General features: G+C 70.4%; 12 protein-coding genes and 1 pseudogene. 6 read left to right on the top strand and 7 right to left on the bottom strand.

Annotated elements, in window-relative coordinates:
* Window positions 1-21: 21 nt before the first annotated feature.
* The 3 genes from ABD817_RS02225 (at window position 22) to ABD817_RS02215 (ending at window position 3,167) form a co-directional block, all read left to right on the top strand.
* Window positions 22-903: a hypothetical protein gene (locus ABD817_RS02225; protein WP_344914429.1), complete on the top strand. Its 882-nt coding sequence runs from the start codon at window positions 22-24 to the stop codon at window positions 901-903.
* Between the two features lie 150 nt (window positions 904-1,053).
* Entirely contained in the window at window positions 1,054-1,764 is a 711-nt protein-coding gene (locus tag ABD817_RS02220; protein WP_344914427.1) for a hypothetical protein, read from the top strand.
* Between the two features lie 8 nt (window positions 1,765-1,772).
* Complete coding sequence (locus ABD817_RS02215; RefSeq protein ID WP_344914425.1) at window positions 1,773-3,167, top strand: O-antigen ligase family protein; 1,395 nt, start codon at window positions 1,773-1,775, stop codon at window positions 3,165-3,167.
* A 26-nt stretch (window positions 3,168-3,193) separates the two neighbouring features.
* Here ABD817_RS02215 and ABD817_RS02210 read toward each other — a convergent pair whose 3' ends face one another.
* Window positions 3,194-3,742 (bottom strand): dTDP-4-dehydrorhamnose 3,5-epimerase family protein, encoded by a 549-nt coding sequence (locus ABD817_RS02210; protein WP_344914423.1) that lies wholly within the window; start codon window positions 3,740-3,742, stop codon window positions 3,194-3,196.
* A 312-nt stretch (window positions 3,743-4,054) separates the two neighbouring features.
* Between ABD817_RS02210 and ABD817_RS02205 the strand changes: the two genes are divergently transcribed.
* The 3 genes from ABD817_RS02205 to ABD817_RS02195 all read left to right on the top strand — a co-directional run bounded on the left by ABD817_RS02205 (window position 4,055) and on the right by ABD817_RS02195 (window position 8,596).
* Window positions 4,055-4,792: a WecB/TagA/CpsF family glycosyltransferase gene (locus ABD817_RS02205; protein WP_344914421.1), complete on the top strand. Its 738-nt coding sequence runs from the start codon at window positions 4,055-4,057 to the stop codon at window positions 4,790-4,792.
* Window positions 4,793-5,013: 221 nt separating this feature from the next.
* Window positions 5,014-7,170: a glycosyltransferase gene (locus ABD817_RS02200; protein WP_344914419.1), complete on the top strand. Its 2,157-nt coding sequence runs from the start codon at window positions 5,014-5,016 to the stop codon at window positions 7,168-7,170.
* A 13-nt stretch (window positions 7,171-7,183) separates the two neighbouring features.
* Window positions 7,184-8,596, top strand: a complete 1,413-nt coding sequence (locus ABD817_RS02195) for a hypothetical protein (protein WP_344914417.1) — start codon at window positions 7,184-7,186, stop codon at window positions 8,594-8,596.
* Between the two features lie 54 nt (window positions 8,597-8,650).
* Here ABD817_RS02195 and ABD817_RS39525 read toward each other — a convergent pair.
* The 6 genes and pseudogenes from ABD817_RS39525 to ABD817_RS02170 all read right to left on the bottom strand — a co-directional run.
* Window positions 8,651-8,893 (bottom strand): annotated as a pseudogene (locus tag ABD817_RS39525) (ATP-binding protein); the annotation flags it as partial.
* Between the two features lie 83 nt (window positions 8,894-8,976).
* Window positions 8,977-9,315, bottom strand: a complete 339-nt coding sequence (locus ABD817_RS02190; RefSeq protein ID WP_344914415.1) for an XRE family transcriptional regulator — start codon at window positions 9,313-9,315, stop codon at window positions 8,977-8,979.
* A complete protein-coding gene (locus ABD817_RS02185; protein ID WP_344914413.1) occupies window positions 9,312-9,671 on the bottom strand; it encodes a type II toxin-antitoxin system RelE/ParE family toxin in 360 nt (119 codons plus the stop codon). Before ABD817_RS02185 ends, ABD817_RS02190 begins: the two co-directional genes overlap by 4 nt.
* A gap of 247 nt (window positions 9,672-9,918) precedes the next feature.
* A complete protein-coding gene (locus ABD817_RS02180) occupies window positions 9,919-10,845 on the bottom strand; it encodes an NAD-dependent epimerase/dehydratase family protein (RefSeq protein ID WP_344914411.1) in 927 nt (308 codons plus the stop codon).
* A gap of 97 nt (window positions 10,846-10,942) precedes the next feature.
* Window positions 10,943-11,926 carry a 2-oxoacid:ferredoxin oxidoreductase subunit beta gene (locus ABD817_RS02175; protein WP_425583228.1) on the bottom strand — a complete coding sequence of 328 codons (984 nt, stop codon included), beginning with the start codon at window positions 11,924-11,926 and terminating at the stop codon, window positions 10,943-10,945.
* 79 nt (window positions 11,927-12,005) lie between these two features.
* A complete protein-coding gene (locus tag ABD817_RS02170; RefSeq protein ID WP_344914409.1) occupies window positions 12,006-13,859 on the bottom strand; it encodes a 2-oxoacid:acceptor oxidoreductase subunit alpha in 1,854 nt (617 codons plus the stop codon).
* Window positions 13,860-13,901: the final 42 nt, after the last annotated feature.

Here is a 13,901-nt window from a genome sequence, read left to right as displayed (position 1 = left end):
CGGGAGAGCGGGGACGACGTAGTGGAGTTCTGGAAGACCGTCCTCGACCTCGCCAGAAGGAAGCGGGTTGGGTTTCCGCTGGTCGCCCTGGCGCTCCTCGCCGCCGTGGCCGTCTTCTTCCTGGTGCCCCCGCGCTACGTGTCGAGCGCCTCCATGGTGCTGACCACGCCTCCCGCCGGAGGGACGACGGACCCGGCCAAGCCGCTGGGACGGAGCAACCCGCTGCTGCAGTTCAGCGACGGTCTGAGAACCACGGCGGGCATCCTCATCCTGTCCATGAACACCGAGGCGGTCGCCACGGAACTGGGCATCGTGAAGGACGGTCCCGTCGAGGTCACGATCAACGACGGACGCACCAACCCCACCATGCTGGGCATCCTCATGAACGGCCCGTTCGTGTACGTGGAGGTGGAGAGCGACTCCGTCGACGTCACCCGTACCGTCATGGCCAGGACCCAGTTCCGTCTCAGGACCGAGCTGGTGCGCAGGCAGGAGGTGCTCGGCGCCCCCCGCCCCACCTTCATCGGGTTCGTCGAGGTGGTACCGGCCGCCTACCCCGCGATGGACCGGAGCGGCACGTGGCAGGCCGCGGGCGGGGCGTCGTTCGTCGTCGTCCTTCTCGGCCTCGGTGCCGCGTACGCCGTGGAGCGCCGGAGGGTGTTCCGATGCAGGTCCGATGCCGGGTGGGCCGGCGAGCCCCGCCCGGCCACGGACGCCACCCCGGCGCTGGAGGGCGCCGCGTCGCGCGAGCCCTCCGGCTGGGAGGACGGCGACCTTACGGAGGCCGGTCCCGATTCCGGTTCCGGTGTCGGCGTCGTGGCGGACGGCGGGAAGCGGGAGGACCCACAGGATCCGGACACCGTGGCGGTCCTGCGCACCGGGGGCGACGACCGCGACAAGTAGGCGACCACGACGACCAGGCGACCGCGACAAGCAGACGACGAGCAGGCGACCGCGACAAGCAGACGACGAGCAGGCGACCGCGACAAGCAGACGACGAGCGGACGACCGCGACAAGCAGGCGACGGCGACAGGCAGGACGAAGGGAAACGCGTGGACTTCTGGGGGGCCGTACTCATCGTGTTACGGCGCTGGTATGTCGCCCTACCGGCGTTCCTGCTGTCCATCGGCGCCGCGCTGGGCGTCTATTCGTCGATCCCGACGCTCTACGTCTCGAACGCGGTGCTCGTGCTGACCATCCCGCCCACCGGCGGAAGCCTGCCGAGCGATCCCGAACGTCCCAACGGGCTGACCAATCCCCTGCTGAACTTCGACTGGGGCCTGAGCATGTCCGCCTCGATCCTCATCCAGGTGATCAGCGCGCCGGAGACGGCGGAGTCGCTCGGCGTTCGGCCCGAGGGCGACACCACCTTCACGGCCACCAACGGCGGCACCAACCCGGAGGCGCTGGACGGCGGGCCGTTCGTGTACATCGAAGGCACGAGCATGTCGCCGTCCGGGGCGCGGGACATCGTGACGCGGGTCAGGGACCGGGCGAGGGTCGAGCTGGCCGGTCGCCAGCGGCAGCTCAACGCGCCCCTGGCGACCTACATCACGATGAACGAGATGGTGCCGCCGACGGAGCCGCAACCCCAGCGCGGGGGGAAGACGCGCGGGGCCGCCGCCGCACTGCTGCTCGGGGTGCTCGCCAGCCTCGCCGCGGTGTTCTCCCTGGAGAGCTTCCTGGACGCCCGGAAGCGGAGACGCGGGGTGCCGGTGGCGGCGTCCGGGCTGCCCGCCGAGCCCTCCCTCCTGAGGCGGTGAGGGCTCCCGTGGTTCGCACGTTTCCCACGGTCCCGGCCCCCGCGCCCGTCGCCTCCCTCGACTCCCTCGACCGTCCCGGCCTCCGCGGTGCCGACGGGGCCACCCTGGCCGCCGCGTTCGCGGTGGTCCTGATGCTGTCTCCGGCGCGGCTGGTCTTCCGCGGCCTGCCCTTCTCGCTCACACCCGCCGACGCGGTCGGGCTCTTCGCCGCGCTGTGGTGGTTCTGCGCGCACCTCACCACCACACTCGGCGCGGCCAAGGGCTCCAACCCCGTACGTACCGCGCTGTTCATGTACACCACGGCGATGCTGGCCACCTACGGGTACGCCAGCGCCGCCTACCTGCCGCCCGACGAGCTCGACATGGCCGACCACAGCATCGTCCTCGTCGTGGCGACGGTGGGCATCGGGCTCGGGGCGTGCGACGGCATCCGGGGCCGGGAGCGGCTGGACTTCGTCCTGAGGTGTCTCGTGATCTCCGGTGCGGCGGTGGGGGTCATCGCGGCGCTTCAGTTCGTGCTCGAATTCGACCTCACGAAGTACCTGGCCTTTCCCGGTTTCCGCTTCACCTCGGAGCTTCCGGCGATCCTCGAACGGAACACCCTGCGCCGGGTCGCGGCCACCACGGGACACCCCATCGAACTCGGCGTCGTCTGCGCGATGATCATCCCTCTCGCGCTGCACTACGCGTTCGGCGCCCGCGACCGGGGTGAACCCTCCCTGCGGTGGTGGGTCTGCTGCGCGCTGATCGGTGTCGGGCTGATGTTCTCCGTCTCGCGGTCGGCGGTCCTCGGGCTCGCCGTCGTCGGCGTGGTACTGGTCGCCGGGTGGCCCGCGCGCAGGAGGCTGTGGGCGGCGCTTGGCGGCGTGGGCTTCCTGGTGGGGATGAAGGTGGCGGTGCCCGGCCTGATGAGCGTCTTCCTGGGGCTGTTCACCAGCCTGTCCAGCGATTCGAGCATCCAGTACAGGACACACGACTACGCGGTGGCGGCCACCGAGATCGGGAACCGCTTCTGGGTCGGCAGGGGACTGGGCACCTGGTACGCGCCCAAGCATCTGATCTTCGACAACCAGTACATCCTGTCGCTGGTGGAGACCGGGGTCATCGGCATGGCCACCTTCTCCGGGATCTTCCTGACCGGCATCTGGGCGGCGTTGCGTGTCCGCCGCCTCAGCTCCGACCCCGCCGTACGGGACCTGGGGCTCACCCTGGCCGCGTGCCTGGTCGTCCCCCTGGTCGGGGCGGCCACGTTCGACCTGCGCTCGTTCGCGACCGTGACGGGCCTGTCATTCCTGATCATCGGGGCTACCGGCTCGCTGCTGCGCGCCACGCGGCGGGCGCGGGCCCCGGCCCTCCGGCCACCGGAGAGGCCCGCCGGAGAAACCGGGCGGGGAGATCGATGAGGAGGCCGGTGAGATCGCCGGGAGGGTCACCCGGCCAGCCGGTCGCGCAGGTCCGCCCAGGAGCCCGCGGCCAGGTCGCGCTCGCTGATCGCGGTGACCGGCAGCGGCCACCGGATGCTGAGATCGGGGTCGTCGTAGCGGACGGCGAGGTCCTCGGAGGGATCGTGCTCCCGGTCGATCCGGTAGCAGACGTCGGCCTGATCGGTCAGTGCCTGATAGCCGTGCAACAAGCCAGGAGGAACGTAGAGGTGAACGAACGTCTCATCGTCGAGAACCACCGACATCTGGCGGCCGAAGGTCGGGGAGCCCGGTCTGGCGTCGACGAGCACGTCGTGCACGGCCCCGCGGGCGCACCGGACGAGCTTGGCCTCCCCCCGGCCGCCCCGGCCGTGCAGGGCCCTGATCGTCCCCAGGCGGGACCGCGACTGGCTGTCCTGGACGAACGCGTCGGGCCGCAACCCGTGGGCGGCGGCGAGCGTCGCGTCGAAGGTGCGGGTGAACAGCCCGCGGTCGTCCCTGTGCTGGGTGGGGACGAACAGCAGGACACCGTCGATCTCGGCGCGTTCGACTCTCATACGCCCATTTTTCCGACCCCTGACCCGCCCGGCCATGAAGAAGGGGAAAACGGTCTTGGCTCGCGTACGAAACCGTTCGGCCATGGGGGAGCGGGAAACGGTCTTGGTCCGCGTACGGAGTCTTCGGGCCATGAGGGGGCGGGAAACGGTGCCGAGTCTTTGGGCTGTGGGGGAGCGGGAACCGGTACCGGTCGGCGTACCCCGGAGAACGTTCCTCTCGCGGACCGGCCGTCCCTGCCGGAGCCGCGCTCTGTGGCGCCGGAGAGGGCCGGGGCGGGGTTCGCGCGCGTCCGGGTCGGGGCCGTCGAGGTTATGGCGGTCAGCGAGGCGGAGCTTCTCGACCACGTGGCGGCCGGGTGGCGGCGGGGGCGCGGCGGCGCGATCGTCACCGCGAACGTCGACATCGTCCGCGCCGCCACGCGTGACCCCGCACTGGCGGACCTCGTCACCCGCTCCGAGATCGTGGTCGCCGACGGCATGCCGGTGGTCTGGGCGTCGAGGCTCGCCGGATTGGCGGTTCCCGGAAGGGTCACCGGTGCCTCGCTCGTACACTCCCTGACCGGGCGGGCCGCGCGCGAGAGCCGTTCGGTCTATCTGCTCGGAGGGGAGCCGGGCGTGCCGGAGGCCGCGGCGCGGGTCCTCGCCGGACGTTACCCGGGGTTGCGCGTGGCGGGCACCTGCTCGCCTCCCTTCGGATTCGACGGCACGCCGGACGGGGTACGCGAGGCGGTCGAGGGGGTGGTCGCCGCCGCTCCCGACCTCGTTCTCGTCGGGCTGGGCTTCCCCAGGCAGGAAAGGGTCATCGAGGCCCTCAGGGCGGAGCTGCCCGACGCCTGGTATCTCGGCTGCGGAGCCGGGATCCCCATGGCGGCCGGACGGTTCAGCCGTGCCCCGGGGCCGGTCCAGCGGGTGGGCGCGGAGTGGCTGTACCGACTCGCCCTGGAACCGCGCCGCCTGGCCCGCCGCTACCTGCGCGACGACGCGCCGTTCGCGATCACCCTCCTCGCGGGTGCCCTGCGCACCCGCCTGACGTCAAGGCGCCACGTATGACAGGCGACTTTTCCCCCGACATCGAGCTGCCACGTATGACCGGCGATCTTTCTCCCGACATTGAGACGCCACGTATGACCGGTGATTCCGATATCGGGGCGTCGCGCATGACAGGTGATTTTTCTTCCGACATTGAGACGCCCCGCACGACCGGTGATTTCCCGCCCTCCGGCGCGACCGCCTTCCCGGTGTGGTCCTCCCCCATGAGAAACGGCTCCCGCATGGCTGTTCCAGATTGGCCTCCGCTGGCCATAGTGATCGTCACGTATTCGAGTGGCGAGGTCGTCGAGGGCTGTTTGCGCTCGCTCGACGCGGCACTGGCCGGTGCCGGTCCGGCACGGGTCGTGGTGGTGGACAACGCCTCGGCCGACGACACCGTCGAGCGGGTGCGCCGGGTCGCGCCGGAGGCCGAGGTGATCCAGACCGGCCGCAACGCGGGCTTCGCCGCCGGGGTGAACGCGGGCATCGCCGCCGCGGACGGCTGCGACGTACTGGTGCTGAACCCCGACATCCGGCTCACGCCCGGCTCCGTGCTCCTGCTCAGGCAGGCGCTCGCCCTGCCGGGAACCGGGATCGCCGCCCCCCGCCTCACCGGCGAGACGGGCAGGCTCCACCTCTCCCTGCGCCGACGCCCCACCGTGCCGAGGGCACTCGGGGAGGCGCTGCTGGGCGGGCACACGGCCGGGCGGATCCCGGCGCTCGGCGAGCTGGTCGTGGACCCGGCCGCCTACGGCAGGCCGCAGACGGCCGACTGGGTGTCCGGCGCGGCCTGGATGGTCTCCCGCGCGTGCCTGGACGCCCTGGACCCCCTCGACGAGCGCTACTTCCTGTACTCGGAGGAGACCGAGTACATGCTCAGGGCGGGGGAGGCGGGGTTCGCCGTCCGGTACGAGCCCCGTGCCGTGGCCGTACATCTCGGGGGCGAGCAGTCCACGTCGAGCCGGTTGTGGGCGCTGTCGTCGGCGAACCGGGTCCGGATGCACCGGGAGCGGTACGGCCGCCCGCGCGGGCAGCTGATGCGGCTGGCCGTCGGGCTCAACGAGCTGGTCCGCGCGGTCGCCAGGGGTGGGGCGGGCGGGAGGCGGCACCGGGCCGCCCTGCGCCAGCTGGTCCCCCTGCGCGAGTGGCCGCTCCTGCCCGACGAGGAGGGCGCCTCCGCGACTGCCTCTCTGACCCGGGACGGGTCCTCTCCGGCTGAGAAGGCACCCTCTCCCGGCTACGTCTGCTTCTCGGCACAGGACTGGTGGTACCACAACCGGGCGCACTCGGACTTCCAGCTCATGCGCTCGGTCGCCGCCCACCGGAAGGTCCTCGTGGTCAACAGCATCGGGATGCGCATGCCGATGCTGGGCAGGTCAACGCAGGTGCTGCGGCGCGTCGGGCGCAAGCTGCGCAGCGTCGCGATGCTCGTCAGGAGGCCGCTGCGGGAGCTGCCCGGCTTCTACGTGATGTCCCCGCTGCCGCTGCCCTTCTACGGGTCGCCGCTGGCCAGGCGGGTGAACGCGCTGCTGGTCCGGGCCCAGGTGCTCGCCGTCTCGCGGGCACTGGGACTGCACCGGCCCGTGATCATGGTGACCATCCCCACGGCGTGGGACGTGGTGCGGCCGATGCGCAGGCGCGCGCTGGTGTTCAACCGCTCCGATCGGCACTCGTCGTTCCCCGAGTCCGACCGGCCGACCATCGAGGCGCTGGAACGCGGCCTGCTCGAAAGCTCCGACCACGTGGTCTACGTCAGCACCGCGCTGATGGGCGAGGAGAGCGGCGTGACCGGAGACCGCGCGCACTTCCTCGACCACGGTGTGGACACCGACCACTTCCGGCGGCGCCCGGAGAGTGAACAGCCCGCCGACCTCCGCGCGATCCCCGGGCCGAGGGTGGGTTTCTTCGGCGCGCTGGACGACTATCTCGTCGACTTCGACCTTCTCGAACGGATCGCCGTCGAGCTGCCCGGCGTCTCGCTGGTCCTGATCGGCGACGCGACCGTCCCGATGGAACGGCTCACCCGCCATCCGAACGTCCACTGGCTCGGATTCAGGCCGTACGAGCGGATCCCCGCGTACGGATCGGGGTTCGATGTCGCGATCATGCCGTGGCTGGACAATCCGTGGATCAGGAATTCGAACCCGATCAAACTCAAGGAGTATCTCGCGCTGGGCCTGCCGGTGGTCAGCACCGATTTCCAGGAACTCGCCAACTACGCCGACCGCGTACGGATCGCGGCAGACGGCGGCCTCTTCGTCGAGGCTGTTCGCGCGACGTTGCGCGACGGGGGCCTGCAGCCGGCGGACACCATGCGGGGATCCGTGCTCGGTGCCTCCTGGTCGTCGCGGGCCGCGCGGCTGATGGCGCTCGCCGAGCTGCCGCCGGGTCCGCGATGAGGAGGACAGGATCATGAGATCTGGAAACCACGCGCGGACGGCGGGACGGCGGGTCAGGCGACCGCTGCTGGCCGTGGTGGGAGCCGTCTCGGTGTCGGTGGCGGTGCTCGGGCTCACCTTGATCGACGCGCCCGCGAGCCAGGGCCGGGGCCCGCTCGCGAGCGCGTCGGCCGGTGCCCTCCCGGAGACGGCGACCCCTCCGGCAGGCGTCTGGTCGGCCGCCGGTCCTCCCGCGACGGCCGCGCGGGTGCCGTGGGAGGGGGGTCCCGCCTACTACGGGCGGTTCGCCGCACCGGCGGCGGCGGGCTGGACGAACCCGTCGTTCTTCCCCGTGGGCGTCTGGTTCGAGTCCGTGATCACCCAGGCCGACGTGGACAAGGACCGGGCCGCCGGGATCAACACCTACGTGGAGCTGACCGGGACCAGCGACATGGCGCTGGTGCGGAAGAACGGCATGTCGGCGGTGACGAGCGCTCCGCTGACCGGCTACGGCGAGGAGACGGTGGGCTGGCTGCTCAACGACGAGGTCGACATGTGGGCGAAGGCCGGAGACGCCGGGTGGACCGGCAACCACCCCGGCGAGGGACCCCTGTGCGTCCCCGAGGACAGGGGATGCGGGTTCACCGTGCTGCGTACCCGGAAGGAAAGGGTCCCGAAGGGCGACGGCAGGATGCACTACGCCAACTACGGCAAGGGCGTGATGATGTGGGAGAGGGACGCGGACGCCGCCGCGTTCGTCAACCGCTTCACCGACGTCGTCTCCTCCGACGTCTACTGGTACACCAGCGCGAGCGTTTGCCTGGACGGGCAGAACTTCCTGTCCCTGCCGGTCTCCCGGTGCCGCAGGGCCGCCAACTACGGCGCCGTCCTCGACCGCCAGCGCGAGCTGGACGTGCTGGACGGCCGTCGCCAGCCGATCTACGGTTTCGTCGAGGTCGGCTGGCCCGCCGAGAACGACACCCGGGCCATCCAGCCGCGGCAGGTGACGGGCGCGGTGATGAGCTCGCTGATCCACGAGGCCCGGGGCATCATCTACTTCAACCACAACTTCGGCGGGCCGTGCCACTCCCAGCACGTCCTGCGGGAGAGCTGCGGGCGGAAGGTCAGGCCCGCGGTCGCCGAGGTCAACCGGCGCATCGGGCAACTGGCCCCGGTGCTGAACACCCAGTCGTACGCGCACCGCTTCGGCCCCGGCCTCGACACCATGCTGAAACACCATCGGGGCTCGTACTACGTCTTCGCGATGCCCGGCGCGGACGCGACTCCCGGTAGGCGCGCGTTCACCCTGCCGCGCGGGCTGCGGACCACCCGTGCCGAGGTCCTCTTCGAGAACCGGACGATCCCCGTCGACGGCGAGGGCAGGTTCACCGACTCCTTCGCCGCCGAGTACTCCCACCACATCTACCGGATCACGCCTCTGTCCTGAAGACGCCAGCGGGCCCGGACGGTCAAGGAGAGGAGCGACGCCGTGGTCATGGGCGAGAGCTCCGACGATGGCCGGACCGCGACCGTGGACGGCCCCGGCGTCGAGGGCGAGGTGGCGGGGCTGCCCGGGACCCCGATCGGTGACCTGGATCCGGAGCTCATCCGCGCGGGCCCACAGGGAGAGCCTGACCACGGGCTCGCCGTGGATGATCGCGTTGACGAGCAGCTCGTCGGCCACCAGGACGACGTCGTAGACGAGGTGGTGCGGCTCCCAGGCGACGAGGGTCTCGCGCACCATGGCACGAGCCTTACCGACGATCGGCAGATCCCGGCGGACGGCCTGGAGACGTCCACGTCGGAGGATGTCGAACGTCGTGCGAGTTACGCCACGATGTATTCGACGTCACCGAAGTCGGCCACCACGCGCAGTCGCCCGCCAAGGGCCTCGACATAGGAGCGCAGGGTCGCCACCTCGACACGGTCGACCTCGCCGTGTTCGATGGCCGAGACTCTCGGGCCGGAGACCCCCATGGTGGTGGCTACGTCGCGCTGGGTCAGATCCCGCTCACGCCTGATCTCCGCGAGTTTGTGAGCCCTGACCTCCGCGGCGAGATGCTCCATCGCGGCGGACTTCTCGGCATCCGATTGCACAGGCAGTCCCGCAGCCTGGCGCCGCTCCCGCGCCCGCTGCTTCACCTCATCCCAGTTGACCGCGCTCATTCGTACTCCCTGCTAGCCAGTTTCGCTATGTGTTCGGCGTACCGCTTCTCCGCTATCGGTACGTTTGTGTCATACCAATGGCCCCAGTTGCCGGCCTTGTCACCCGCGACCAGCAGCACCGCCCGGCGAACCGGGTCGAATGCGAACAGAATGCGGATCTCACTCCCTTTTGACGAACCAGGTCGCAGCTCGTTCAAATGGTGGTTGTCGGCTCCCTTGACGCGATCCACCAGCGGTCGGCCAAGCGTCGGCCCGACCTGCGCCAACATGTCTATGGCGTTTTCAACCTGCTCGGCGCTGTCCCAGTCGTCCTGGCATAACCGGTCGTACCAGTTGGCGACCTCGGCAACCAGCACGATCTGCCATCCAGCTCCATCCATAGCTTAACCCTGGCATTAAGGCAGCAGCAAGGAAGTGCTTTTCTGATCAGAGGAGCAGGCCACCCGCTTCGCCTCTACCAGCTTGTCCTTTTTTGACTGTTCGCAGGTGCGGACCGTTCCTGGTGACGCCAAGCGGTGAAGGCTTCTTCGCTGAGGCCCGAAGTCGGCCGCCAGCCGAGAACCTCGACCTGGGAGCGTGAGGGTGCCCGGCCGAGCCGCTCGTTCAGCCGTTCTCGTGGGCGAACCAGTCGACGGTCCTGCGCAGGCCCTCCTCAAGTCCCACGGCGGGCCGCCAGCCGAGGATTTCGGCGGCGGCGGTCGGGTCGGCGATCCTCGCGCTGTCCAGTGCCCTGTCGGTGAGCGCGCCGTAGCGGGGGCGGGCCCGGCCGCCGACGATGTGGGAGAGCAGTTCCACGGTGTCGCGGATGGAGGTGCCCGTCCCCGTGCCGATGTCGAAGGCGCGGCCCGCCGCGTGCGGGGTCTCGCCCGCGGCGAGGAAGGCGTCGACCACGTCGTCGACGTACACCCAGTCGAGGTGGCGCGCTCCACTGCCGAGCTCGGGTTCGCTCCCGCGCAGCAGCGACAGCGTCACGTAGGGGACCAGCTTCCGGGTGTCCTGGCGGCCCGGCCCGTAGACCATGCCGATCCGCAGGTTGCTGACCTGGACGCCCCACAGGTGGTGGAACATCCGCGCGTAGCCGTCGGCGGCCCACTTGGACACCGCGTACGGCGAGGACGGCGCCCTGTCGCCCTCCTCGGGGCGGAGCTCCTCCAGCGAGCCCGCCAGCACCACCCTGGTCTCGGGAACCTCGGCGACCGCCGTCAGCAGGTTGACCACGCCGGTGAGGTTGCTGTGCAGCATCGGCAGCACGAGCCGCGGATCCCTCGCCCCGGCGACCTCGCTGGCCAGGTGGAACACGACGGCGGGGCGAGTCGAGCCGACGAGCCGCTCGACCGCGCCCGCGTCGGCGACGTCCGCGACGTGCCACGTCTCGCCGTCCGAGCTCTCCCTGGGACGGCGGCCGACCGCGTGCACCCGCGCGCTGAGCGCGCTCAGGCGTCGCACCAGGTGGGTCCCGATGAAGCCTCCGGCCCCCGTCACCAGCACGGGCCTCGCCCGCCAGTACTCTTCCGCTCCCGGGTCGGCCATGCGCTTTCTCCTGGTTCGGGGGGATTTGTGGCTCATAAGCGGAAGGCCCGCTCCGAAGAGCGGGCCCTGCCGTGTGGTGTCGTGCGGTTGTCTCCGGTCAGCCGATGCGCCAGGTGTCCCCGCCGAGCAGCAGGTCGTTCAGGTCGCCGGGACCCCGCTCACTGACGGCCTCCTGGAGCTGCTCGGCCATGAGCTCGTCGTAGGAGGGACGGTCGACGTTGCGGAAGACGCCGATCGGGACGTGCTCGAAGGCGGGCTCGTCCAGCCGGGAGAGCGCGAAGGCCAGCGAAGGGTCGGCGCGGTGGACGTCGTGCACGAGGATCTCGTCCTCGCTCACCGCCGACCTCGGGACGACCTCGATGCCGCCGTCGGCCGCCCTGCGCACGGCCTTGGACGCCGAGGCGATGGGCTGCCCGTGCTCCAGGCGCAGCGTGATGTCGTCGCGCTGCTCCGGGTCCTTGAGCTGCTCGAAGGCGTTGTCGTTGAAGATGTTGCAGTTCTGGTAGATCTCGACCAGGGAGGTGCCCCGGTGCTCGACGGCCTCGCGCAGCACCGACTGGAGGTGCTTGCGGTCGGAGTCGATGGTCCTGGCCACGAAGGAGGCCTCGGCGCCGATGGCGAGCGAGATCGGGTTGAACGGCTTGTCCAGCGAGCCCATCGGGGTCGACTTCGTGATCTTGCCGATCTCGGAGGTCGGGGAGTACTGGCCCTTGGTCAGGCCGTAGATCCTGTTGTTGAACAGCAGGATGTTCAGGTTGACGTTGCGGCGCAGCGCGTGGATGAGGTGGTTGCCGCCGATGGACAGCGCGTCGCCGTCACCGGTGATCACCCACACCGACAGGTCGGGACGCGAGGCGGCCAGGCCGGTCGCGATCGCCGGGGCGCGGCCGTGGATCGAGTGGAACCCGTAGGTGTCCATGTAGTACGGGAACCGGGAGGAGCAGCCGATGCCCGAGACGAACACCATGTTCTCGCGCTTGAGCCCGAGCTCCGGCACGAACGACTGGACCGCGGCCAGGATGGCGTAGTCACCGCACCCGGGGCACCAGCGCACCTCCTGGTCGGTCTTGAAGTCCTTCATGCCGAGCTTCACCTCGGACTTCGGGACCAGCGAAAGCGCCCCGCCCCTTCCGGGGACGGACACCTCGGGCAACTCAGCACTACTCACTGTCGATCACGTCCTGGATCACGCCGGCAAGTTCCTCGGCCTTGAACGGAAGCCCGCGCACTCGGTTGTAGCTGATGATGTCGACCAGGAAGCGGGCGCGGAGCAGCAGCGCGAGCTGGCCGAGGTTGATCTCCGGCAGGAGCACCCTGTCGTACGCGCGCAGCACCTCGCCGGTGTTGGCGGGCAGCGGGTTGAGGTGCCGCAGGTGGGCCTGGGCGACCTTGCCCCCGGCCCTCCTGATGCGCCGCACGGCCGCCGCGATCGGCCCGTACGTGGACCCCCAGCCGAGCACCAGCACGCGGGCGTCGCCGTCGGGGTCGTCCACGGCCAGCGGCGGGATGTCGTTCGCGATCCCGTCGATCTTGGCCTGCCGGACCCGGACCATCCGGTCGTGGTTGTTGGGATCGTAGGAGATGTTGCCGGTGTTCTCGGCCTTCTCGATGCCGCCGATCCGGTGCTCCAGGCCCGCGGTGCCGGGGATCGCCCAGGGGCGGGCGAGGGTCTCGGCGTCGCGCTTGAACGGCAGGAAGGTGACGCCGTCCTCGCCGTTCGGCCCCGAGGCGAACTCGGTGGAGATGTCGGGAAGGTCGGCGGCGTCGGGCAGCTTCCACGGCTCGGAGCCGTTGGCGAGGTAGCCGTCGGAGAGCAGCATGACCGGTGTGCGGTACTTCACCGCGATCCTGACCGCCTCCACCGCCGCGTCGAAGCAGTCGGAGGGGGTCGAGGGCGCCACGATCGGCAGCGGCGACTCGCCGTTGCGGCCGAACATGGCCATCAGCAGGTCGGTCTGCTCGGTCTTGGTGGGCATGCCGGTGCTGGGACCCGCGCGCTGCACGTCGACCACGATGAGCGGCAGCTCGGTGGTCACCGCGAGGCCGACGGTCTCGGCCTTCAGCGCGACACCCGGCCCCGAGGTCGTCGTGACGCCCAGCGCCCCGCCGAAGGCGGCGCCGAGCGCCGCCCCGACGCCCGCGATCTCGTCCTCGGCCTGGAAGGTGCGGATGCCGAACCGCTTGTGCCTGGACAGCTCGTGCAGGATGTCGCTGGCCGGGGTGATCGGGTACGACCCGAGGAACAGCGGCAGCCTCGACTGCACCGAGGCGGCGATCAGGCCGTAGGCGAGCGCCTGGTTGCCGGAGATGTTGCGGTACACCCCGGGGGCCAGCTTGGCCGGCTTGATCTCGTACGAGACCGAGAAGGACTCGGTGGTCTCGCCGTAGTTCCAGCCCGCCTGGAAGGCGGCGATGTTGGCCTTGGCGATGTCGGGCTTCTTGGCGAACTTGGTCTCGAGGAACTGGATCGTCGCCTCGGTGGGCCGGTGGTAGAGCCAGCTCAGCAGCCCGAGGGCGAACATGTTCTTCGACCGCTCGGCGTCCTTCTTGGACAGCGCGAAGCCTTCGAGGGCCTTGACCGTGAGCGAGGTCAGCGGCACCGGGTGGACCCGCCACTCGGCGAGCGAGTCGTCTTCGAGGGGGCTGACGGCGTAGCCCACCTTCTGCAGGTTGCGCTTGGTGAACTCGTCGGTGTTGACGATGAGGTCGGCGCCGCGCGGCAGGTCGGAGAGGTTCGCCTTCAGCGCGGCGGGGTTCATCGCGACCAGGACGTTGGGAGCGTCGCCCGGCGTGAGGATGTCGTGGTCGGCGAAGTGGAGCTGGAAGCTCGACACGCCCGGCAGGGTGCCCGCGGGGGCGCGGATCTCGGCCGGGAAGTTGGGAAGCGTCGACAGGTCGTTGCCGAACTCCGCGGTCCCGGCGGTGAAGCGGTCACCGGTCAGCTGCATGCCGTCGCCGGAGTCTCCGGCGAACCGGATGATCACGCGGTCGAGTTGCTGAACCTGCTTGGTCACAGCTCAGTCCTCCTCGACGCGACAGGGCGCCGTTGCTCGTGG

Origin of the sequence: Streptosporangium oxazolinicum (assembly GCF_039537505.1) — a bacterium.
Taxonomy (GTDB): Bacteria; Actinomycetota; Actinomycetes; order Streptosporangiales; family Streptosporangiaceae; genus Streptosporangium; species Streptosporangium oxazolinicum.
Note: the sequence above shows the minus strand (reverse complement) of the source record. Positions and strands in the feature narration are given on the sequence as shown.

Coding starts and splice junctions, on each gene's coding strand:
- ABD817_RS02200 (WP_344914419.1), top strand. CDS start 5,014: ATGGCTGTTCCAGATTGGCCTCCGCTGGCCATAGTGATCGTCACGTAT.
- ABD817_RS02205 (WP_344914421.1), top strand. CDS start 4,055: ATGGCGGTCAGCGAGGCGGAGCTTCTCGACCACGTGGCGGCCGGGTGG.
- ABD817_RS02180 (WP_344914411.1), bottom strand. CDS start 10,845: ATGGCCGACCCGGGAGCGGAAGAGTACTGGCGGGCGAGGCCCGTGCTG.
- ABD817_RS02195 (WP_344914417.1), top strand. CDS start 7,184: ATGAGATCTGGAAACCACGCGCGGACGGCGGGACGGCGGGTCAGGCGA.
- ABD817_RS02190 (WP_344914415.1), bottom strand. CDS start 9,315: ATGAGCGCGGTCAACTGGGATGAGGTGAAGCAGCGGGCGCGGGAGCGG.
- ABD817_RS02210 (WP_344914423.1), bottom strand. CDS start 3,742: ATGAGAGTCGAACGCGCCGAGATCGACGGTGTCCTGCTGTTCGTCCCC.
- ABD817_RS02175 (WP_425583228.1), bottom strand. CDS start 11,926: ATGAAGGACTTCAAGACCGACCAGGAGGTGCGCTGGTGCCCCGGGTGC.